Here is a 24,026-nt window from a genome sequence, read left to right on the forward strand (position 1 = left end):
TCGTCGGCAGCGTCAGATGTGTATAAGAGACAGGAATACAAATGTATTCTCGACATTATGAACACTGTTGACAGCTATATTCCTACTCCTGAAAGAGCAACTGACAAGCCTTTCATCATGCCTGTAGAAGATGTATTCACCATCACAGGCCGTGGTACTGTTGCTACTGGTAGAGTTGAAAGAGGCGTAGTAAAGGTTAGCGACGAAGTTGAAAGCGTTGGTCTGGCTGAAGCTCCCAAGAAGACTGTCGTAACTGGTGTTGAAATGTTCAGAAAGCTGCTGGATCAGGCAGTTGCCGGTGACAACATTGGTGCTCTTCTCAGAGGCGTTCAGAGAAATGATATCGAAAGAGGACAGGTTCTGGCTAAGCCCGGTTCCATCAAGCCTCACACTCACTTCACCTGCCAGGTGTACGTTCTGTCCAAAGAAGAAGGCGGAAGACATACTCCTTTCTTCAACAACTACAGACCTCAGTTCTACTTCAGAACAACTGACGTTACTGGTGTTGTAGAGCTTCCTCAGGGTGTTGAAATGGTTATGCCTGGTGATAACATCACCATGACTATCAAGCTCATCACTCCTATCGCTATGGAAGAAGGCTTGAGATTCGCTATCCGTGAAGGTGGTAGAACAGTTGGTTCAGGAACAGTTACTTCAATAATTGAATAATTTGAGCTAACATAAAAAATCCGGTGTCATCGACACCGGATTTTTTGATTTTCAATTTTTAAAGCAAGCTGGCTTTTTTAAGAGCCATTCTTACCTGGTAGCCTAGTATAGAGGCTGCAATAAGTTTTACAATATCAAATGGGATAAAAGGTATTACAACAGCATTTATTGCCTTAACGTAATCATACCCTTTAATCAAGCCAAATTGGAGTGTTCCAAAGGTATAGCATATAATCATCCCTATTACTAAAAGTCCGATTACATCTGTCCTTGATACTTGCTTTTTACGTTCCATAACAAAACCAATAACAAAAGATATTACTGGAAAACTTAATAAAAATCCCCCTGTTGGTCCGATAAGCCATCCTAATCCACTGCCACCATTTGAAAAGACCGGCATTCCAACTATTCCAATCATAATGTAAACAATTTGCGAAAGGGCACCGTATTTACTACCTAGGATAACTGCAGACATGAATACGGCAAATGTCTGCAGTGTTATCGGTACTGGAGCGAGCGGCGTATTAATGGAAATACGGGCACAAACGGCAGTTAGAGCTGCAAATAGACTTGCTAAGATTAATCCTCTTAAATTTAGTTTCATATTAGCCTCCTCGTTGATTGTCAACCAGTGCACGAAAAACGGTTGACAATATAAAGAATAATGTATTTACCTTTCTTTGTCAATACGGGTATCTCATTGCAAGCAGATAAACATATATCACTAATTAACACAGGAATTGGGGTTAAGAAAATCTTAAGGATTATTATCTGTAATTTTTAAATAATAAAGTTTATAATTTATATAATAAATACAACGGTTTTTATGTTTATTGAGGGAGTAGGATGTATGGCTGGAGAAACTGTTTTGGTAGTAGATGATGAAAAGGAAATCGCGGATCTGATAGAGATATATTTATCCAATGAGGGTTATAGGGTATTGAAAGCATATAGTGGCATTGAAGGATTAAGTATTGTCGAAAAGGAGAGTTTACAACTTGTAATACTTGATATAATGATGCCTGGAATGGATGGCTTGGAATTATGCAGAAGGATAAGGCGGGAATGGAATATTCCTATTCTCATGCTGAGTGCCAAATCACAGGATATTGATAAAATAATGGGTTTAAGCACGGGAGCTGACGACTATCTGACAAAACCCTTTAATCCTCTGGAGCTTATAGCAAGGGTTAAATCCCAGTTAAGAAGGTTTTTACAGCTGAATCCCCAGAATAATCCGGCGGCTGAAGGCTATGAAAGCTCTATAACAGTAAACGGACTTTGTATAAACACAAGAAACCATTCTGTAAGTGTGTATGGGAATGAAATAAGCCTGACACCTACGGAGTTTGGCATACTTCATCTGCTAGCCAGCAATAGAGGCCGTGTATTCAGTTCGGAGGAGATATTTGAGAGAGTCTGGAAGGAAAGATATTTTGAATCCGATAATACTGTGATGGTACATATCAGAAAAATCCGTGAGAAGACAGAGGAAAATCCAAGAAAGCCTGTTTTTATAAAAACTGTGTGGGGGGTAGGGTATAAAATTGAAAACTAATTACTTCTCAAGCATCAGATTCAAGTTTATATTTATGTTTATTATGAGTGGTATTATAGCTTTTGCGGGTACAATAATGATAGCTGCCGGTACATATATTGCAATTCTTCTGTTTAAGCCGCTCGGACGGGTTATTTCATTATTTGTCAGAACAGATATTGCAGTTATAGTAATAATATTTTTATGCTTTCTTGTTTTATTTATTGTAACATATCTCCTATTTACTCAGCGGAGCATCCGGTATATAGAAGAAATATCTGCATCTTTGAGAATTATTGCCGAAGGCAATCTTGATTATAGTATACCTATACGTTCAAAGGACGAACTGGCACATCTTGCAGAGAATATCAACTCCATGACTTTCAAATTAAGAAAATCAATAGAAGAGGAAAGATGTGCGGAGAAAACAAAGAATGATATTATAACCAGTGTATCTCACGATCTGAGAACCCCACTGACGTCTATATTAGGGTATTTGGGACTGGTAGCAAATGATAAGTACAGGGATGAAGTTGAATTACGTTATTATATAGATATTGCATATAATAAATCACAAAAGCTTAAGAAGTTGATTGACGAGCTATTTGAATATACAAGACTGAGTAGTGATGGGTTTGTGCCTGTTCCCGGAAGAGTCAGCTTAAATGATATGCTAGAGCAGCTTGCAGAAGAATTTGTTCCTGTTTTTGATGATGCAGGTATGAAGTACAGATTATTCATTACCACTGAGAAGGCTTATACTTATGCTGACGGAGATATGCTGGTAAGAGTTTTTGAAAATTTGATTTCTAATGCCGTACGATACGGGAGAGACGGTAAATATGTTGATATAGAGCTTTTTAAAGAAAGCAGGGATGCTGTTGTGAGGATAATTAACTATGGAAAGCGGATTCCTGAAGAAGAGCTGCCATACATTTTTGAAAAATTCTACAGGATTGAAAAGTCAAGGTCGGAAAATACGGGAGGCACAGGGCTGGGTCTTGCAATAGCAAAAAACATTGTTGAGCTTCACAAGGGAAGAATTACGGCATACTCTCAGAATGACAGGACTGTATTCGAAACAAGGCTTAGTGTTGTATAGGTGTGATAGGGCTTGATAAACATCAGGCTCTTTTTGTTTATATTAAGAAAATATTAAGGAAAAGTCTAACAATTTATTTAGCATTTTCAGGTAAAGTTTTATTGATATGGGATTCGGTTTAGCTTAACAATGAAAGGAGATGTTTTGATGTCTGTTAAAGCGGAAATGGCAATAAAAAGACTAGCAGCTGTTATTCTTGCAGGTTTACTTATATTGACAGCTTATACACCGGTAATAGCAGAAACGAAAGAAAAAAAGATAGAAGATAACCATGAGTTGGAGGACTTTTTTGAAAAGTGTATAGGCGCAAATATGGAAAAGCATCATGTGCCGGGGGTTGCTGTCGTGGTAGTGAAGGATGGAAAAGTCATCCTAAAAAAGGGGTATGGATATTCAGACCTTGAGGAAAAGATTAAGGTAGACCCTGATATTACAGTATTCAGGAGCGGGTCGGTTGGAAAGCTGTTTACACAGACGGCAATAATGCAATTATATGAGCGTGGGCAGTTGAGGCTGGACCATGATGTTAATAAATATCTCAAGAAAATCCAAGTAGATAACCGCTTCTCAAAGCCGCTGACCATGGAAAACCTTCTGACCCATACAGGGGGTCTTGATGAGATCCTATTTGATACTTCCTTTGCGGATAAGAATGATGTTAATGCTTACGAAAGCTATATGAAGAGCAATATTCCAAAAGTAGTGGATGAGCCGGGAAAAACTACAAAATACAGCAATATAGGGACAAACCTGCTAGGGTATATCGTTCAGGTTGTTTCCGGTATCGGCTATAAAGATTATATAAAAAACAACATATTCGAGAAACTGGATATGAGAAACAGTGTTGTTTCAACACCAATACCTAACATGTCCAAAGGGTATATATATGAGAATAATAAATACCGTGAGATTGATTACGTATTTTTTTCTGACCCGGGATCAGGAGATATTAACTCTACCGTAGCAGATATGGGAAAGTTTATGATTGCACATTTACAGAATGGAGAATATCAGGGTAAAAAAATTCTTCAGCCGGCTACTGTGCAAATCATGCATAAGCAGCATTTTACACATCATCCCAGGTTACCGGGCATGGCATATGGATTTATTGAAGATTACAGGTATGGTAAGCGTGTTTTAAAGCATGAAGGTGCAGTGCCGGGTTTTGCAACAACTTTGTTCCTAATTCCTGAAACTGGTCTGGGAGTTTATATAGCAACTAACGCCCTGGGACCTATGCCGTTATACGTAGAAGATGAATTTTTTGAGCATTACTTCAAGCAGGAAAAAGGTAATCAAACGAAAGAGGTCTTTAAAAGTTTGGGCGATAACGTTGTAAAATTTACAGGAAGCTATAGAGATTATAGTGAGCTTTCTAAAACCGGTATAGCAAAATTCATGGGGTTGTTGCCTGGTAGTGAATCAAAGATTATTGATAATATGGATGGAACTCTGACTCTTGAAGAATTCAATTTTAAAAAGGAGTTTGTCAGAACTGTGCTAAAACAAGTAGAACCATATGTATTTAAGAGGGAGGATAACCAGGGTTATGTTGTATTCCGCGCAGATGGGAAAGGGAATGTGACGCATTTTTTTAACGGGAACCCAATAGTTTCTTATGAGAAATTGAAGTGGTATGAAAAACAGGGTTTACAGAGAATAATTCTGATGTGTTGCTTAGCAATATTCAGTGTTTCATCTCTGGTTTGGTTTATCAGGTATCTTGCTGTTGGTTCAAGGGGGAAGAAAAAGGCAGGTTTCGGTACTGCTGCATTTGCCAGGCTGCTGGGAGGAGTGGTCTGCTTTCTTAATTGTATTTCACTTATTGGGATTATTTTTATTGCTTCTTTAGCTGGACTTGGCCTCCAGCACTGGATGCTTACAGCAATAACAGCATTTTTAGTTGTGCTTTTTATTACCAGTATCCTGACTTTTGGATTAGTAATGTTTGCCTCTTTAGCCTGGAGGGTTGGATATTGGACAATTGCAGGCAGGATTCATTATTCGGTTGTAACTGTGGCATCATTGGTATTTGTATGGGTATTGAATTATTGGAATCTGCTGAGATTAATACCTTAGCATATATTTATACACTCTGTTGGAATAAACGAGTTTAAACAAGCTCCAAATGGGAATATATATGTTTAAAGAAAATGAATAAGGAGTGTAGTTATGCTTGAGATAAAAAAGAAAATATACTGGATAGGAATTAAAGACTGGGAGCTCAGAGTATTCCATGGGCATGAGCTATCTACGCACAGAGGTTCCACTTATAATTCCTATATTATTAAAGATGAAAAGACAGTTTTGGTAGATACTGTCTGGGATCCTTACAAGGAAGAGTTTGTAGAAAATCTTGAAAAAAAAATCGGGTTAAGAAATATAGATGCAATTGTGATAAATCATGTTGAACCCGACCATGGAGGTAGTCTGGGTTATTTAATGGAAAAAATGCCGGATACGCCTATTTACTGTACAAAAAATGGAGCTGAAATAATAAAAAGACATTTTCATAAGGACTGGAATTTTAACATTGTAAAAACAGGAGATACTTTTAAGACAGGGGAATATGAGCTTGTATTCGTCGAAATGCAAATGCTGCACTGGCCAGACAGTATGGCAACCTATGTGAAGGGAGCCAATACTCTGTTATCCAATGATGCATTCGGGCAGCACTACTCGCCTGCATCGCTGTTTAATGATGAGGTTGACAACTGTGAGCTGTATCAGGAAGCATTAAAGTATTATGCAAATATACTTACCCCCTTTAGTGCTCTAGCAAAGAGAAAAATAGAACAGATAAGAGAATTAAAACTGCCCATAGATATGATTGCCCCGAGTCACGGAGTTATTTGGAGGGAAAACCCTGCGCAGATAATTGAAAAGTATTATGAGTGGGCACAGGACTATAATGAAGGTACCGGAGTTATAATTTATGATACTATGTATGATGCAACAAAAGCTATTGCAGAAGCTATCGGTGAAGGACTTGCCGACAGCGGAATAAAATTCAAAATGTACCATGCTGCCGAAACGGACAGAAGTGACCTTCTTACGGAGATTTTCAAAGCCAAGGCTGTTATTGTAGGCAGCTGTACTGTAAATAATGTTGTTATGCGTGCAATATCATCACTTTTAGATGATATTAAAGGACTTAAGTTTAAAAACAAGCTGGGAATGGGCTTCGGCAGTTATGGCTGGAGTGGTGAAGCTCCGAAGATTATTCACCAGAAGCTTGGTGATGCAGGCATTAGTATGGTACAGGAGCCTTTGGGAATCAAATACAGACCCACTGGGGAAGAACTTGGACAGTGTGTGGAATTGGGCAGAAAAATTGCGGCAAATATGAAATAGAAGGGATTAAAAAAGCTTTTATACAGTCAGGTATAAAAGCTTTTTTAATGATTGCTGAAAAAAAACCACCTACAAACAGAAAAATATCTACTTCATACTATCTTTTCAATGTGATAAGCTATACATGAAAATGGTGTGGGATGGGGGAGTTTTTTTTGAACAGATTTGCAAAAGAGATTATTGTGATATCAGTAATTCTTATTGTCTCCATATGCATCAGTATTCCTTCCTATATAAAAAACGATAAAGAATACAAGGTTATGAGGGAAAAGGAAGAAGCTAACTCAAAAGATTGGGTTGTTTCAACGCCTGAATCCCAGGGTATGAACCCGGAAGTGCTTAAGAGGGCGGATAAGGTGCTAAAGAGGACAGATGCTCTTAGTTTCCTGGTTGTGCGGCATGGGAGACTTGTGCATGAAAGCTATTACAGCAGCGCTGGCAGGGATGACTATAATAATGTGTTTTCAGTAACAAAAAGCTTTATTTCTGCTCTCACGGGTATAGCTATCGATAGAGGTTATATTAAAGGGATAGATGAGAAAATCAATATATATCTGCAAGGATACTATTCACAGATTAATGATACAAGGAAAGAAGAAATTACCATAAAACATCTTCTGACTATGACACCGGGGTTTGTTGAGGATTTCAGCAGCTGGACAGGAAGCACAGATTGGATAAAACATACGATTAGGCTTCCTCTTAAATATGACCCGGGTCAAAAATTCCAGTATGCAAACTCGGCTTCACACTTGCTCTCTGCTGTTCTGACGAAAGCTGTAGGCAAGAGTATGTCTGAATTTGCCGATCAATGTCTTTTCAATGAGTTGGGTATCAAGGACAAAAAGTGGACTGCCGATCCTCAGGGTTATACTGCAGGACATGCGAATCTGTATTTAAGACCCAGAGATATGGCAAAATTCGGACTACTTTACTTGAATAAAGGGATGTGGAATAACAAAAGAGTACTGTCCGCTGAGTGGGTGGAGGAATCTACAAAAAAGCATGTTGATACTGAACCGGAAAAAACCAGGGGTACACCGACTGGATATGGTTATAAGTGGTGGACCTTTGAGGAAAAAGGATACTACATATATGCAGCAGCGGGTTTTGGCGGACAGTATATCTGTATCATTCCCGACCTGGATATTGTATTGGTTACAACTTCGTTACCGGGAAGGCGGGGCAGCTTAGATGATAATTACCGTTCGGTACTAATAAAAGAATACATAATACCTTCAGTAAATGATAAACAGTAAGGAGTGTGTCCTATGAAACTGCATGAAATAAAAGAGCTTGGTGAAAGAATAAAAGGCAATATTTCAAAGGTGATAGTCGGTAAAGACGATACCATAGACCTGATACTTGTTGCACTTTTCTGTTCAGGGCATGTGCTGCTTGAAGATGTGCCGGGTGTAGGCAAAACCGTATTGGCAAAATGTCTTGCTAAATCAATTGATTGCAAATTTAAGAGGATACAGTTTACTCCTGATTTGCTACCCTCGGATTTGACCGGGATAAATTTTTACAATCAGAAGGAAAGTGAATTTGTTTTCAGACCGGGACCTGTATTTGCCAATATAATACTTGCTGATGAAATTAACAGGGCGACGCCCAGAACCCAATCAAGCTTGCTTGAGTGTATGGAAGAAAGACAGGTTACCATAGATGGTGAAACCAAGGCAATAGGATTACCCTTTTTTGTTATTGCTACACAAAACCCGGTAGAGACTCACGGGACATTTCCGCTACCCGAGGCCCAGCTGGACAGGTTTTATCTGCGGCTGAAGCTCGGATATCCATCCTTGCAGGAGGGAAGGCAGATACTGGACAGATTTCAGAATGTAAGTCAGATTACATCCGTTGATTGTGTAGCAAAAGCGGAAGAAATCCTGGAAGCACAGAAGTCTTTTTCTGTTGTTAAGATCAGCAGTGAGGTAAAGGATTATATAATTAACATTATTGAAAGAACGAGAAAACATGAAAGAATATTGCTTGGAGTAAGTCCAAGAGGTAGTCTGGCACTGATGAGGGCAACCCAGGTATTTGCGATTTTAAAGGGACGTGACTTTGTGACGCCTGATGATATTAAGAGTGTTGCTGTAGCAGTTCTTGCCCACAGGATCATACTAAAAGGACATTCAGTTTCAGGTAGTGCTTCTTCAGCTGAAATTATTATTGAAGATATTTTAAAGACAGTTCCTGTACCTGTGGAGAATGTTATATGAAAATCATAGCTTTTATGATTATAGTATTTGCAGCAATACAACTACAGAAAGTGGTTTTTACTGCACTGGGATTGAAGAAGCTTGAATACATGTGTGGTTTTAGTGAGAACGAAGCCCATGAAGGCGATGAAGTATTTCTGGTCGAAACTGTACATAATAAAAAGCTTTTACCTGTTCCGTGGTTGAAAGTTGATATTCATTCTTCGAGATGGCTTGAATTTGCAGGAGTAAGGTCGGTCATAACTCAGGATAACAGGAGAGTAACGAGCAGTTTTTTGCTTAAAAGCTATCAGAAGGTAACACGGAGATGGAACCTCAGATGTTTGAAAAGGGGTGTTTTCTTTACCGAGAATGTAACTTTGATTTGGGGAGATATACTCGGGATAGGAAATGATTCTGCTGCTGTCCCGGTAAATGCCAGATTGATCGTATACCCTGAGATACTGAATCTTGAGGATATGTTCATACCCGCAAATTATGTTCCGGGAGATACGATTGTTAAAAGATGGATTGTAGATGATCCCTTTATGGTTTCCGGAGCAAGGGAATATACTGAAAGAGATCCCATGAACAGGGTGCATTGGCAGGCTACTGCCAGACATGGGAAGCTTATGGTGAGAAAAAGTGATTTTACATCCCAGCTAAGTCTTACAGTCATACTAAATATGCAGTCCGTAGAGTATGAATATGACAGGGTAATGTACAGAGACAAGGCAGAACTGGGAATAAAGGTAGCAGCAACGGTTCTGGATAGAGCGGCAAGAATGGGAATTCCTGCAAGGCTTATATCCAATGGGCATACTGTCCATGATGATAAAAATATGGTGTATAGTAGTGAGGCTGGAGGTATCGAGCATATCAGAGGTCTGATGAAAATCCTTGCTGAGCTGGAGCTTAAGAATTTAAAGGATTTTGATAATTTCCTAGAGGGTGTTATTCCTGATATAGCAAACAGTCAGGTAGTATTAATCACTTCATATATGAACAGACAGACTGCTGATTCAGCAAGATATCTTAGGCAGAATGGAAATGCTGTAAAAATAGTTTTGCTGGATTACATTTCAGAAGCGGGGAAACTCCCCGGAGATATTGATTTATTTATGCTTTCAGGAGTTGATAATATTTATGCCTGAAAAAATCAGAATAACTGTAATGAAGTTAACGGCGTTAACCGGAGTTTTTTTGTTTATCTATCCTGGTGTTGAGTTGTTAAGGTATACTGTTTTTAAGGGTGCATCAGAGCTGCGGGACATATTCTTTTTCGCACTGACGGTTTTTTTCGGCTATCTTACAGGAAGAGTAGTGGTGAGAGATAAATCCAAAATACTGGAAAGAATCATTTCTGTTCCTGCAGTGGAGTTTTTTCTGGATAAGCATGCTACAGTTCTCTTCATGTCAAAGCTTACTGCATACTTAACCTCACTTGTGCCATTTTTTGCTGTAATTATTTTCTCTTCAGGAGAAAGTTTGCAAAGGCGGCTTATAGAAGCAAGTATTGCTCTTATCTTTTATTTTATCGGGTTAAGGGCTAATTTTCGCGAGTTTGGCAGGATACTTGGCAGCACATTTTTTTATATTGCATTTATTTTCTCTATGTGCCTGCTTTTTGCAGTAACCTACTCTAAAGGCCTTAGTCACCTAAGAATTCAATTTTCCATCATGTTTTTTATTGCAGTTATAGCTTCACTAATCATACAAAATCAAGCCTATCTGGACTTAATGGTAATGAAAAAGGAAGCACATTCTGCCGGCACTCCCAGGAATATAAGAATTTTTAATATTAAAGCAGTTGTCATGTTTTTGTTTTTTTTAGTACTTCTTTTGAATTTAAACAGTATCGTTGCATTTACTCTTAGTATGCTGAAAATGTTTGTGAGTGTGGTAGTAGAGATAATGATGAAGCTTTTTAGACTACTTTTTCCGGATGCAGGAGGAGCTAAGATACAAACAGCAAGTGCTGAAGTCCCTTTTTTTGGGAGGATCAGGTTACCTAGCCCATTCTGGAATTTTATTACTGAGGTTTTCAGAAATGCTATTTTTTTATATGCGATATATAAATTTATACCTGCTGCTATTCTGAAAATCAGAAATATGCTATTGTGGATAATTAAGTTGATAAAACGTTTATTGTTCAGCAATGTGGAAAGCGCTGCCGCTAATTTACCAGTAGACTATACCGATGAAACTGAGACAGTAGGGCCACCCTGGTTAAGAAAAAAGAAAGAGAGCACAGGGAAAAATATCCGTAAATTCAGGAAAGCCCTAAAGGATATCAGCGATCCTATAGTGAAAATCAGAGTTATCTATGCTTGTATAGCTGAAATCTTTATTGAAAAGAAAATTGATATCAGAAAGTCTGATACTACAGGAGAGATTCTTAAGAAAGCAATGCATATGGAAGAAATAAGGGATGCTTTGAGCAGCGTTACATCTGTGTATGATAAAGTAAGATATGGCGATGTAATCCCCCAGGAGACAGAGGTATTTAGTACAGAAAAGAGTTTTGAAAGGATATGTGGGACAATAGATAGAAAGTAACTAAAAAAGAGTTGAAACACGCTGGTCTCCTTAAACACTGCCTGTTTCAACTCATCGAAATCAATTAACTTGTTTATCTCGTATCTATTGATACAAACCTATTCTGTACTTCGAAGGAGTAGTTTCTTCCTGAGTTATTATCCCAGTGATTTGCACTGTCTTTAAAAGCTATCTTTAACTGTTCACGTGAGGTTATAGGCAAGTGTGCCTCAAAACCTTCATCTGTTCTGCTCATTTTTATGTCTTTTGCATCTTTCCAGTCTTCACTATAACCTATATGCATATAAACCGAGTCTGCTCCTTTGTTGTGCAATATCCCTTTATACATCACAGTTGCGGTATCACCTTCGGCAATTACGTTGGGCCTGATTACGACACCGTTCTGATGATAAATATTATACACAAAACCACCCCTTATAGTTTTTTTCAAGAATTAAACTATTTTTATAGGTTTAATTCTTGTCGGCAAAACTGAAAAGTTACAGACAACAAATTTTCTGTGATAAGCTGTCCGTATTTATTATTTCTTGCGAGGTTTATATTATGTGAGACTCTTTTTGACTATTAAGATACATTTAAACATTACTTTGCGTTTTTAAAGCAAAATATGCTATAATAATTAATATAATACCATTCAAAAAATTTCCACACTAGATTTGATATTTGTTTCGGCAGGCAATGAAGAAGTGGTTCCCTCTTATTCCATATAAAACAATTGAAAATAAAAAATTTAACAGTTATAATTGTTAGCATTGAGGAAGTTCGGATATTAATGTGCTGTTTTGTGTATGCTCCTGCTAAAAGATTCTGTGAATACACCGCACTGCTAGTGGCCGAATTTAAGTATATGCCTGTTGTATATGTAATATATTTATTATTACTTGTGAAGTAACGACTATCCGTAACTTCATAAATTTATTTTTATTTCCCAAATTAGATATAAATCCAGGGAAATAAATTAACAAATATTTATTTATTTTATTTAATTGAGGGGATGGTCAAATGACTGAATCAAAAAAAGTTATTAAAAGGCAGGTACTACCGTTATTGCCTCTCAGGGGACTGACAGTGTTTCCATATATGACTTTGCCGTTTGATGTAGGTAGGATTAAATCTATAAAGGCATTGGAAGAAGCCATGATCAACAATCAGTTAATACTGCTTGTTACACAAAAGGATGCAAAAAATGATTCTCCCGGTGAAGAAGATATTTACAATGTAGGTACGATATCTAAAGTTAAGCAGCTTTTAAAACTTCCGGGAGATACGATAAGGGTACTTGTTGAAGGGGTCAGCAGAGCTGAAATTGGTGAATTCACTCAGACAGAACCGTTTTTTATGGCTGAGGTTATAGAGAAGATCTATACTTATGATGAAGGAAGCAGTGTGGAAGTAGAGGCTCTCAAGAGGAGAGTGCTGACGACTTTTGAAGAATATGTCAAGCTGAGTAACAAGGTTCCTGCTGAAATAATGCTTTCAGTAGGAAGCATAGAAGACCCGGGACAACTGTCTGATATTATTACTTCAAACCTGACACTGAAGGTAGAACAGAAACAGGATATTCTGAATGAATTCAATCCCAATTCCAGGTTGGAAAAGCTTCTTGAAATACTCTTGAAAGAGATAGAGATCCTAGAAGTAGAGAAAAACATTAATGCGAGGGTCAGAAAACAGATAGACAAGATGCAAAAGGAATATTACCTTAGGGAGCAGCTGAAAGCTATACAGACAGAATTGGGAGATAAAGACGGAGTTGCCGGAGAAGTAGAGGAATACAAGGAAAAGCTTAAGAATGCAAATGTTTCCGAAGAGGTGGAAAAAAAGGTTCTCAAAGAGTTGGACAGACTATTGAAAATGCCTTCAGGATCCGCAGAAGGTTCTGTTATCAGAACATATCTCGACTGGATATTTGATCTTCCTTGGAATAAGACTACTGAAGAGGTAATAGATCTCAAAATAGCCAGAGATATACTGGATGAAGATCATTATGGGCTGGAAAAGGTCAAAGAGAGAATTATTGAATATCTTGCAATCAGGAAGCTGAAAAACTCGCTGAAGGGGCCTATTCTTTGTTTAGTCGGACCTCCAGGGGTAGGAAAGACTTCTATAGCAAAATCCATAGCCAGGGCGCTTAACAGAAATTATGTAAGAATGTCACTTGGCGGGGTAAAAGATGAATCTGAAATAAGAGGGCATAGGCGTACTTATGTAGGTTCAATGCCTGGAAGACTTATTGCAGCACTCAAACAAGCGGGCTCTAAGAACCCACTTTTATTGCTTGATGAAATAGACAAGATGAGTAGTGACTTCAGGGGGGACCCTGCATCAGCTATGCTGGAAGTGCTTGATGGTGAGCAGAATTTCTCGTTCAGGGATCATTACCTGGAATTGCCGTTTGACCTTTCAGATGTTATGTTCCTCACTACGGCTAACAGCCTTGATACCATACCGAGGCCACTGCTTGACAGGATGGAAGTCATAAGCCTTACCAGTTACACAGAAGAAGAAAAGATCAATATAGCTATGAACCACTTGATTCCAAAGCAGATACAGGCTCACGGCCTTAAAAAGAACAATATTATTATAGAGGAACAGGCTGCAAGGGATATAATTAATTTCTATACACGAGAGGCAGGAGTAAGAAATCTGGAAAGAGAGATTGCTGCTGTGTGTAGGAAAGCTGCCTGTAATTTGGTTTCAACAAATAAAAAGTCAATTAGAATTACATCAAAAAATATAGAGAAGATGCTTGGTACTAAGAAGTACAGATACGATAAGGCTAATGAAAAGGACGAAGTAGGAATAGCTACAGGCCTTGCGTGGACGTCTGTAGGTGGTGATACGCTTTCCATAGAAGTTACACTGATGAATGGAAGTGGAAAAATTGATCTTACTGGACAACTCGGAGATGTGATGAAGGAGTCTGCAAAGGCGGCAATAAGCTATATACGTTCAAGAGTAGACCAGCTTGGTATAGACAGTGAATTCCACAATAAGTATGATATCCACATTCATGTTCCTGAGGGTGCTACACCTAAAGATGGGCCATCGGCGGGTATTACACTTGCAACAGCTATGGTTTCTGCACTTACAGGAATGCCTGTAAGGAAAAACGTAGCAATGACAGGAGAGATAACCCTTAGAGGAAGGGTTCTGCCTATAGGCGGATTGAAGGAAAAAGTACTTGCTGCTCACAGAGCAGGAATAAATACAATAATTGTTCCGTTTGACAATAAGAAGGATATAGATGATATTCCTGAAAACATACGGAAAAAATTGAAGTTTGTTATTGCGGCTGATATGGATACGGTATTGAATACTGCTATTATAAAGGGGAAGTCAAAACAGCTTACAAGTGGGGTACGTGAAGAGGGGGCAATAATATTGCCCGCAGATCAGACAGTTATGACTGGTGTCGAACAGAGTGCCAGCTTGATTGAACAGTAATTTTACAAAAGTTAAAAGTGTTCAAGGAATTATGTTTAGCGATTGACAATTCCTGGAACACTTTTTTCTCTATTCAGTTGTAAAAAAGCACTGCAAAATGTTAGAATCTATTTTATCGGATTGACTATAAAGGAGCTCCTATGAAGGCGGTAAGAGAATCAATAAAGCAATCGGCAAGGTATAATAGCTATATATTTCTTGCGTCAATTATTTTATCTGCATTGGCCGTATTTCTTGCAGCATATTTCCTGGAACATGAATTCAGTCAGGTGATGAGTGTAGCCAGCTACCTTACATGGCACAATCTTTTTGAATTTATAAGCATTCTGGTCTCTTTTTCCATTTTTGCTGTTTCATACTATACATATGAGCAGACGCGTAGACTAAGATCTATATTTATTGGCAATATACTGCTGCTGACAGGCATGCTTGATGCATTTCATACTCTGAGTTTTAAAGGGATGCCAGACTTTTTTGTAGCTAATGATGGAGCAAACAGGGCGACAACACTCTGGATAATTTCGAGGCTGATAATATCTGCAGGGTTCTTTGCTTCTTGCTTTATTCCTAAGGAAAAACGCTCTTTACTAAATAGAAAGATTTTCATCATACCGTCATTAGCGGCAAGTGTGTTGATATTGGTTACAGTAACCTATTATCCGGAAGTTTTCCCCCTAATGTTTGATGAAAAAAGTGGGATTACCGGCATAAAAAAGATACTTGAGATACTGGTAATAGTTTTGTTCTTATTGACAACTGCTAAATTTCTGTATGAGTATGAAAAAACCAGGGATTATCTTATAGTAATGCTTGCAGCTGCGTTGATTCTTGGTGTTTTTAGTGAATGGGCCTTTGTTTCCTACAAGAATGATGTGCACAATATCTATAACTATTTGGGGCATGTATATAAATTTGTTTCATACTTCATTATTTTCAGAGTGATATTTATTTACAATGTAAAGCAACCGTATATCGAATTATCCCTGGCAAAAAATGAACTGAAGGAGTATGCAGAAAATCTTGACAGGACTGTAGAAAAGAGGACACAGGAATTAAGACTAATAAATCAAAGGCTTTTAGAGGATTTGGAGTATGCGAGGGATATACAGAAGGCAATACTGCCATCCACACTTCCTAAAGAGCAAGGAGTAAGCTTCTGTGCACGATATTTTCCGGCAGAACGTGTAAGTGGAGATTTTTATAATATATTTAAAATTGATGAAAACAATATCGGCATGTATATAGGGGATGTGGCCGGGCATGGTGTTCCTGCTGCGATGCTGATGGTATTTCTCAATCAAAGTATAAAAACAATAAGTGAAGCAAATGAAAAAAAGAGTGAAATACTGAAACCCTCAGAAGTATTGAAATCCTTGTATACATCCTTTAATAGGACCAACTTCAAGGAAGACGTTTACGTTGTTTTGATATATGCAGTTTATAATATTAAGGATAAGAGGCTTACGTATTCTTCGGCAGGTATAAATGTTCCCCCATTAATAATTAAGAAAGACACAGGAGTAACTGAAATGGAGGTTAAAGGATTTCCCATATGCAAGTTCATTGAATATTATAGCGCCGAATATGCTGATGAGACTCTGCAACTAAAAAAAGGCGATAAAATCTTTTTTTATACAGATGGTCTGGTAGAAGCGGAAAATGAAGTAAGGGAACTATTTGGAGAAAATAGGCTGAAAGGGCTTCTTAGAGAAAACAGAGAGTATACGTGTTTAAAGCTGATAGAAAAAATAGAAAAAACGTTTTTTAGGTTCTTAGATAAAAAAATATTAAAGGACGATATAACGTTTTTTGTTATGGAGGTACAATAAGACGGATCTGGTTTTTGAAATAAATCTATCTGGTACACGATCTATCAGTATTTCTGGTTTATATAGCTATCTATCAGAGACTTGCGTTCCTCGTTTGAAAATGCATTTTCATATATCAGCATGTTTAGTATGCTTTCACTTGTAGAGTGAAGGATCACGCTTTCGTATTCCTTTAATACTATCTCAAAAAGCCTGTTTTTCAGATTCGGAGATTTAACTTTCACAAAATATGCTTCAATACCCCTGAAGTCAAGCAGCTTCAAAAGCTTTTCAGTGACATGATCTTTCTTTGAATAATAATAGTTTGACAGCTCAAAAAAATCTTCTCTGGATGCATTTCTTTTATTAAGATCATGAGCACGCTTCTGATAGTATTTTGCAAGTACATTATAATACTGATAGTTGTAAATTGCTTTTTTTACATTGTCAATCTTCTGGAAGGGCTTTATATCCAAAGCATTTATACAGGCATAATTTTCTTCGATGAATTCTTCCTTTGAAAGATCACCTTTTGCATATTGATCGATCAGGTTTTGTCTGTTTCTAAGGAACTGTTCAAATTTGTTCAATGCCATTTAATCAATCCATTCTATGCGTAGTGGGCTATGTATATACTAAATTATAATGATAAAAAAGTAAAGTGTATAAGCATAATGAAATATTATGCAGGAATAGCGGCATGAAGATACACATTTTCAGGTGTTACCTTAATAAATAAATTAATGTATTATAGAAAAAGTATTGAAGAAAATGAGAAAATTGCACGATAGATATATATAGCAAATATATTTTTTGCGATTTTAGCAGGAATTATTGCGGATAATAGCGAATATCTCTTAGGATTATAGAAAAATATCATAATTATTTATTATCAGTGAAAAACCGCATTATATCTTGTTAAAACACTTTTTATCTGCTATATATGGAAATCTATCAAGTGATACGGAAGTCAGCCTGAAGACAGGAAAATAAACATACAAAAGAGAAAGTGTTTAATGGGAGGACATTATGGGGATTTATACTATTGGAATGATTTCAATGGTAGTTTTATCAACCGCAGCGTTAGTGTATATACTTAAGAAAAACAGCCTTCTAAACCTCAATATGGTTGCTGCAATAGCTGTCAGCTCAGTTTCAATCTGTCTGTTAATCCCTTTTATATTTTCTAAAATAAGCCTGGTTGGACTAAATTTCATTCCTGCCATTCTTATAACTATTTTACTATATATAACTGTTGTTTTCGTGGTAGCCGTAGCCATATCAGTATTTGTTACTGAGAAGAAAGCCGGGGAAATCCTGGATAAAATATTAAAATCAAAAGTATTACAAGCTTGCAATACACTATATACAAAAATTACACAAAAGGTCAAAACCAGAAAAACAAAGTATGACGATAATGTGCTAATAGAAATAGAACCTTCTGCAAAAGATGACAAATTAGGGGAAACTTTGCAGGACAGTACCAAAGAAAATTCCGATATTAATATGGTAAACATTGCTCAGGATGGCTCTGAAATAGAGAATGAACCACCACTTGATGAAAATGGCATGGATTATGTTGATGGGCAAGTTGAAAATATCTTAGAAAAACATGTTGACACTGAGCGAATTATTGATAAAATGGGAATAGAAAATGTTAATGAGGATATACTGGGAATAAGTGTATCTTTAGAATGCGACAAAAATCTACAGAGTATCGAACAACCTGAGCTTGATTCCTCATTATATGAAAACAAAGAAGATAATACTGATGACGCCCAGCATACTGAGAAGTACGAAGTGAGTATAGATTACTACAATACCGGCTATTTTGAAGAAAATACAGAAAAAGAAAATATTGTGTTTCAAACAGATTATACAGAGCAGTGTGATGAAACGGCAGTGTTTGTATCAGATGAAGTTGAAGAAAACCTGTTTGGGAATGATTTGGGAATGATTGAACTTCCGCTTCAAAGCTCAGCAGACGTCTTAAAAGAAGCTGAGGAAGATGCTGCACCCGTAATAGAAGAATTTACTGCGATAGAAGAAACTGCAATAGAAGAAACTGCAATAGAAATAAAGGATTTACTGCAAGAGAAAATACCTGTTCAGGAAGAATATGTGCCGGATGGGGTTGAAACTGTTGATGAGTCACCTGTAGAAACCGTTAAGGATCCCGCAAATATAAATGATTCCATAAGTGGAGACACATGGTGCTTGCAAACAGAGCAATCAATTGGTAATATTGATATTGCAGAAGATATTGTGAAAATCGACAAAGAGGATAATCGGGAAATAAATGATTTTATAAATGAAGCTTTCAGACTTAAGGAAAATGGTGACAAGGAAGGGGCAATACTTCATTATATGTACGCCCTGGAAAAGAATCCTGAAATAGATGCTGTGTTTTGGATTGTACTTGATACCTGTGTATTGTATAAGGAATTGGGACAAGTTGATTTGGCAAAAGAGATACTGGAGGGTTATGTATCTGATTTTGGAGATGTAATAAATCCGGATATTAAGGCGGAGATTGAGAGAAATTTATCAAATTAGCAGATTTGGAACTTGTTTTGTGACTGGTAAGGGATTGGCTTAACGTAATCAGAAGGGGGAATTGTAAGCAATGAAAAAAACTCAGGAAATAATAGGCTTACCGATAATCAGCATATCTGACGGGATGGAAGTGGGCAAGGTAAAAAGCATTATAATAAATGCGGATAAGGGTGCCATTGACTACATAGTTGTTGACAGCGGTATTCAGATTCTAAGTGCAAGAGTTATCCCTACAGACAGTGTTCAGGGAATAGGAGAGTATGCGCTTACTATAGAAAATGAAAATGCTATTAACGATATCAGCAAAATTCCCGCGGCTATAGATCTTCTTCAGAAAAACATTCAGGTCAAGGGAACCAAGGTTCTCACCAAAAAAGGCAGATTGATTGGTGAAATAGGCGATATTTATATTGATGAAGATGAGTGCTGTAAAATAACCGGTCTTGAGTACATTGCCGATATTACCCAGAAAAGGATAAGGCTTATTCCGCGTAAGAGCGTAATAACATTTGGTAAGAATTTAGTAGTAGTTACAGAAGATGTAGAAAGTACTCTGGTAGATAAAATAACAGAATTAGCCACTGGGGAAGGAAGCCTGGGGGCCGAAAAAAAAAATCTGACGGATTCTGATTCTGGTAATTTGGGCGCAGAAATCGTTATGCCTGATAGCGAAGAAAGTAATAATTATGTAGCACCTGTAGATTATAGCAGCTCCTTACCACATATTGAGAAAATAGTTGCAGATGGTGAAGCTTTGTATAAGGATAATACTGCTGAAAATGAAAAGCAGGAAAGCAGGCAGCAATCTACAGAAACATATACTATAGAAGCAGATACTACGGATAGCCTTAAGAATAATGATACTAATTTACTCAGCGGTTTTGATACAACCGTTGGACAGGAGGCCCCCGATAATGGGGGAATGTTTCCCGGACAAGAACAGATTGCTCGACAGGATGTACAGCCTGCTAGTGATGCTCAGACAGAAAGCAGCGCTGCTAATTTATTCGAACAAAGGCAAAGACAGTATCTTAATGGCAGAAGGGCTACAAAAACGATAGTGGATAACAATGGTAATACTATTGTGAGCGAAGGGACACTTATAGATAACGGCATTATAGATATGGCAAAAGAAAGTGGAAAACTAATTGAGCTGGTTATGAACAATAAGGCATAGAGGTAAATATAGATATATCGATAATACAGATTGAGAAGTATAAAACATAAGAGTTTTATACTTCTTGTATATTGAGGGTAGTTTGAAATATCCCGATTGTTTTAATTCAATTACAAAACCCGGAAGTTGGAGTGACTCTTGTGACCAAGGTACAGAAAAGTGTTTTTATAGTTTTCATATCAGTATTGGTTCAGACCGTATTAGGGCTCTCAGTTGGGCTTGGGATGCTGTACATTTCCTCCAGGGACCACATAAACGATAATGTTTATATAGGCAATACTCCTTTAGGCAATCTGAACAGGGAGGAAGCCGCGGCAAAGGTTGAGGAGATGTACAAAGCTACTATATCCAACGGGTCTTTTACAATTATATATGGAAGCAATAAGAAATTTCTGGTCAAGTATAGTGAGATTGATGCATTTTTAGATATTGCAGCTACTATCAGAACTGCATTTGGCAGTACCGGATCAGAATCCTTTGAGAATATGATAAGAGGGCATTTCTCATCTCAAAAAAGGGAAATCACGCCTGTAATAACATTTAACGAAGGCAAATTGCGGGAAAAGCTCAATGAGCTTGCAATTTATATTAATAAAGAACCTGTTGATGCAGACATAGAGGTAAAAGAAGGCAAGGTAGTAAAAATTCCTGAAGAGAAGGGATTAAAGCTAAATTTCAATAAATCATTAAAAAGAATAGAGTCGGAAATAGGAAAGAGTATAGGCGGTTTTATTAGCTTCAGAGAAGCAGATGATCTTGAAGTGGAAACTATTGCTGCTGAATACACTTTAAGCAGTTATGATGGGCTGAATGAGATAATCTCACAGCATACGACAAAAGTGCTTGATTTAGACGTTGCTGATTCACTTATTCAGGCGGCTTTTGCAATAAACAAAGTTTGTGTTCCTTGTGCGGATTTAAAGAATAGAAAAGAGCCTTCAAGCTTTTCTTTTAACAAATACCTAGTCATAGAAGGCGGGATTATTAATAAAAATGATGAGGGATATAATCAGGTGGCATCTACGCTATACGCAGCTGTGCTGAAAGCTGGAATTGATCCCAAATTTATAACACGGACACCGCATAAAAATACCGTTGACTATATCCAGCCGGGCTTAGATGCTGTTGTTATAAGTAATACCTATGACTTCAAATTTGTGAATACACTAGACAGTCCGGTACTGATTTATACTGAGATACATGGAGATACTCTGACAGTAAGTATAATAAGTAAAAAAAAACAGTCTCAGGTGACTGGCAATCTGGAAACTGAAGTGATTCAGAAATACACTCCTACAGTTGAATATGTAGAGAATGAAAAAATGGCAGCCGGAGAGAGAAAAATGGTCAGTTCCGGAAGAGAAGGGCTTTTGGTAAAGGTATACAGGACTGTACCCAATAGTACATCGGAAGATACAAGAAGGTTTTTGTATGAAGATAGATACGAGGCGGTAAAAGCTATTATTGAGATAGGCCCTAATACTCGTTGGGGAGATGACAGTATAAAATAAATCCCAAGCTAAAGAATTCTGGCTTGGGATTTTACATTTTCTAAAAATAGTTATTTAGTATTTCTATTGCATTATACTCAATAATCTTTGTTCCGTATTCATTCAGGTAGCCTTCATAAAATCCGGTATTGGGTACTTTATTACCATATTCGCCGAGCATTACCTCAAAGAGTTTTGTATTCGAAATAGTAAGACTGCTTCTGGTCAATACAAGGTAGTAGGTTTCCTTATATTTAAATAGAGAGCTGTCTCCTGAATACAAGGAACTGATTTTCTTGCTCAGGGAACATAAATCCTCAAATTCTCTAAAAGAATAAATCATTAAAGTCGAATAGATTTTCCTGTTTTTTCTCTTTACCTTTAAATCATTCTTTTTAAACTTATTCTTAATGTACTTCTGTATTGACTCAAAATCTCCATCTTCGTCCATCTTTGTTATTGTTACTATAAAACCCTCGTCCGAATCCGGCAGTGCTTCTATGCACAATTGAGAATCTGATGTGTTGAAACCGTACTGCACCTCGGCTTGCTCCATCATATCCCAGAATAATTCCTGGGCTGCAGGTGAATTATAGTTAAGAGAGTTCAAATCAATATTTCTTTCCTCCAGATCGCTGATAGAAATAGTAACCTTTATTTCATTTTCACTTATCTTTTCAATTTTCATTGATATCACCACAATCTAATTTTATATTTTTTCACTTGCAGGTGACAGAAAACCTGTGCCTGATTAAGCATATATCATTTATACTTTAAGTTTACTCACTATAGGAACTATAAGAAGTTTTTGAATAGCTGCTGCAAAATGTAAAAATGCTTATTATATATATATATTATACTAATTATTGAAAGAAAAGAGAAGTATTAAAATTTTTACAGGTTGATGAAATATTAGTTATAGTAGATTACTTGTTTTACTCAAATAATATACTAAAGAAAGTAATAGATCAGCTTTTATGTATGGGTCGCATGACTTCTCGAGAAACAATTTGAATGTATACAGGATCAAATTTATTCAGGAGAAAATTCACATAATCCAGCGCGGGTTATTGTCCCGGTTAGAGTATACAAGAGTAATTTCCGGAGGTGAAAGTATTGGAAAACGAAGACGTAAATAATGATGAGATTGAAAAGGATAGCAGGGGTTCGGAAGTAGTTTACAGCTCTGAAAAGGATTTCTATAAAGGAATAAGTGGAGAACTCAGGTATAAGGCAGAGGGGCTTTTTAAAAAAGCCAAGGAAAAGGGAATATCTATTGAAAACGTGAATATTGAAATGTTGAAGGAAAGTCAGGCCGAATTTCCCGGTATAGGTGCAGTGAGTCTGCCGGCCTTTCTGGTAACAGTTAAAGGCAGGCACCTTCAGAGCGGACAATTGATGGTAGATGGCAAGCAAATCGATTATTTTAACATCTACCAAAAGTATGTGGCTGATAAGATTGAGAAGAAAAACTGGGCGCGCGATGATACAGGCAGGGTCATAAAGCAAAACAACAGACCTAAAATAAAGAGCGAAACAGAACTGGTGCTGACTGAATGGGAAAGATTTGAAATCGGAAAGAACGTAGTGGATGACAAGGAGTTTGGAATAGAAAAGACTATAACGGGAGCATGTGACAGGGTTATCAGAAAGCTTATGGGTGAAAATGACTGGCTTTATCCTGGAGAAGCCAGGCTATTGGATGAAGAGTTCAAAAGTGTACAGGAGAAAATTGCATCAGATAAGGAATCCCGAAAAAACAATGCTGCTAGTGAAGCGTATGGAGGTGCAGCTCAAAAGAAAGCAACTGATAGGCAGATAAACTACTTAAAATCCAGAATCAAGAATTCAGGCGTAGACCCGGATAATGATGCGGTAATGCGGGAAATACTCAAACAAAGCGGGTTTGATGATACTAATATTAATGATTTGACCACAACTGATATGAGTAAGATAATTGACAGTGTAAATATTGTAGTTCCCAAGATAAAGGAAACTTTGACCAGAGTCAACACAGTAAATAACCTTGGGCAAAATGATCAGATCAGAACAGGAAATACAGTTAAGCAATAGGAATAAACATTTTTGGATATAATTGTTTATTAAAATAATGTAAAACA

Annotated in this window: 19 protein-coding genes; 15 read left to right on the forward strand and 4 right to left on the reverse strand. The window is 37.3% G+C overall.

Translation table 11 applies throughout. From position 1 onward, the window contains the following. The coding region (locus N3I35_03795; GenBank protein MCX8129207.1) for an EF-Tu/IF-2/RF-3 family GTPase at positions 1 to 669 on the forward strand (669 nt) is incomplete at its 5' end. Positions 670 to 727: 58 nt separating this feature from the next. Here N3I35_03795 and N3I35_03800 read toward each other — a convergent pair. After that, positions 728 to 1,273 (reverse strand): biotin transporter BioY, encoded by a 546-nt coding sequence (locus tag N3I35_03800; protein ID MCX8129208.1) that lies wholly within the window; start codon positions 1,271 to 1,273, stop codon positions 728 to 730. 246 nt (positions 1,274 to 1,519) lie between these two features. On the opposite strand from N3I35_03800, the gene N3I35_03805 reads away from it, so the two are divergent. From N3I35_03805 to N3I35_03840, 8 genes are all read left to right on the forward strand, one after another. Then, complete coding sequence (locus tag N3I35_03805) at positions 1,520 to 2,227, forward strand: response regulator transcription factor (GenBank protein ID MCX8129209.1); 708 nt, start codon at positions 1,520 to 1,522, stop codon at positions 2,225 to 2,227. Beyond that, on the forward strand, positions 2,217 to 3,308 hold the full coding sequence (locus N3I35_03810) for a HAMP domain-containing histidine kinase (GenBank protein ID MCX8129210.1): 1,092 nt from the start codon (positions 2,217 to 2,219) through the stop codon (positions 3,306 to 3,308). The genes N3I35_03805 and N3I35_03810 overlap by 11 nt, the downstream gene beginning before the upstream one ends. Before the next feature lie 147 nt (positions 3,309 to 3,455). Next, a complete protein-coding gene (locus N3I35_03815) occupies positions 3,456 to 5,387 on the forward strand; it encodes a serine hydrolase (GenBank protein MCX8129211.1) in 1,932 nt (643 codons plus the stop codon). Positions 5,388 to 5,480: 93 nt separating this feature from the next. Then, positions 5,481 to 6,662 (forward strand): flavodoxin domain-containing protein, encoded by a 1,182-nt coding sequence (locus N3I35_03820; protein ID MCX8129212.1) that lies wholly within the window; start codon positions 5,481 to 5,483, stop codon positions 6,660 to 6,662. A 155-nt stretch (positions 6,663 to 6,817) separates the two neighbouring features. After that, positions 6,818 to 7,921, forward strand: coding sequence for a beta-lactamase family protein (locus N3I35_03825; GenBank protein ID MCX8129213.1), 1,104 nt, complete (start codon positions 6,818 to 6,820; stop codon positions 7,919 to 7,921). A gap of 12 nt (positions 7,922 to 7,933) precedes the next feature. Then, positions 7,934 to 8,890 (forward strand): MoxR family ATPase, encoded by a 957-nt coding sequence (locus N3I35_03830; GenBank protein ID MCX8129214.1) that lies wholly within the window; start codon positions 7,934 to 7,936, stop codon positions 8,888 to 8,890. Then, positions 8,887 to 10,023 (forward strand): DUF58 domain-containing protein, encoded by a 1,137-nt coding sequence (locus N3I35_03835; GenBank protein MCX8129215.1) that lies wholly within the window; start codon positions 8,887 to 8,889, stop codon positions 10,021 to 10,023. Before N3I35_03830 ends, N3I35_03835 begins: the two co-directional genes overlap by 4 nt. Further along, the gene (locus N3I35_03840; protein ID MCX8129216.1) at positions 10,016 to 11,428 is read left to right on the forward strand and encodes a hypothetical protein; all 1,413 of its coding nucleotides are present in this window, start codon (positions 10,016 to 10,018) and stop codon (positions 11,426 to 11,428) included. The genes N3I35_03835 and N3I35_03840 overlap by 8 nt, the downstream gene beginning before the upstream one ends. Before the next feature lie 73 nt (positions 11,429 to 11,501). Here N3I35_03840 and N3I35_03845 read toward each other — a convergent pair whose 3' ends face one another. Further along, on the reverse strand, positions 11,502 to 11,831 hold the full coding sequence (locus N3I35_03845; GenBank protein MCX8129217.1) for a carbohydrate-binding protein: 330 nt from the start codon (positions 11,829 to 11,831) through the stop codon (positions 11,502 to 11,504). A gap of 599 nt (positions 11,832 to 12,430) precedes the next feature. On the opposite strand from N3I35_03845, the gene lon reads away from it, so the two are divergent. Then, on the forward strand, positions 12,431 to 14,875 hold the full coding sequence (gene lon / locus N3I35_03850) for an endopeptidase La (protein ID MCX8129218.1): 2,445 nt from the start codon (positions 12,431 to 12,433) through the stop codon (positions 14,873 to 14,875). 140 nt (positions 14,876 to 15,015) lie between these two features. Continuing rightward, the gene (locus tag N3I35_03855; protein ID MCX8129219.1) at positions 15,016 to 16,704 is read left to right on the forward strand and encodes a SpoIIE family protein phosphatase; all 1,689 of its coding nucleotides are present in this window, start codon (positions 15,016 to 15,018) and stop codon (positions 16,702 to 16,704) included. Positions 16,705 to 16,748: 44 nt separating this feature from the next. On the opposite strand, the gene N3I35_03860 is transcribed toward N3I35_03855, so the two are convergent. Beyond that, positions 16,749 to 17,279, reverse strand: a complete 531-nt coding sequence (locus N3I35_03860; protein ID MCX8129220.1) for a hypothetical protein — start codon at positions 17,277 to 17,279, stop codon at positions 16,749 to 16,751. Between the two features lie 433 nt (positions 17,280 to 17,712). Here N3I35_03860 and N3I35_03865 point away from each other — a divergent pair, with 433 nt between their 5' ends. The 3 genes from N3I35_03865 to N3I35_03875 all read left to right on the forward strand — a co-directional run bounded on the left by N3I35_03865 (position 17,713) and on the right by N3I35_03875 (position 21,927). After that, a complete protein-coding gene (locus tag N3I35_03865) occupies positions 17,713 to 19,239 on the forward strand; it encodes a hypothetical protein (protein ID MCX8129221.1) in 1,527 nt (508 codons plus the stop codon). Between the two features lie 70 nt (positions 19,240 to 19,309). Beyond that, the gene (locus tag N3I35_03870) at positions 19,310 to 20,416 is read left to right on the forward strand and encodes a PRC-barrel domain-containing protein (protein ID MCX8129222.1); all 1,107 of its coding nucleotides are present in this window, start codon (positions 19,310 to 19,312) and stop codon (positions 20,414 to 20,416) included. A 140-nt stretch (positions 20,417 to 20,556) separates the two neighbouring features. Beyond that, complete coding sequence (locus N3I35_03875; GenBank protein MCX8129223.1) at positions 20,557 to 21,927, forward strand: VanW family protein; 1,371 nt, start codon at positions 20,557 to 20,559, stop codon at positions 21,925 to 21,927. A gap of 40 nt (positions 21,928 to 21,967) precedes the next feature. Here the strand turns inward: N3I35_03875 and N3I35_03880 are convergent, their stop codons facing one another. Beyond that, entirely contained in the window at positions 21,968 to 22,594 is a 627-nt protein-coding gene (locus N3I35_03880; GenBank protein MCX8129224.1) for an adaptor protein MecA, read from the reverse strand. A gap of 428 nt (positions 22,595 to 23,022) precedes the next feature. Here N3I35_03880 and N3I35_03885 point away from each other — a divergent pair, with 428 nt between their 5' ends. Next, positions 23,023 to 23,979 carry a hypothetical protein gene (locus N3I35_03885; protein MCX8129225.1) on the forward strand — a complete coding sequence of 319 codons (957 nt, stop codon included), beginning with the start codon at positions 23,023 to 23,025 and terminating at the stop codon, positions 23,977 to 23,979. The last annotated feature ends 47 nt before the right edge of the window (positions 23,980 to 24,026 follow it).

It is taken from the genome of Clostridia bacterium (assembly GCA_026414765.1).
Taxonomy (GTDB): Bacteria; Bacillota; Clostridia; order Acetivibrionales; family DSM-27016; genus SKW86.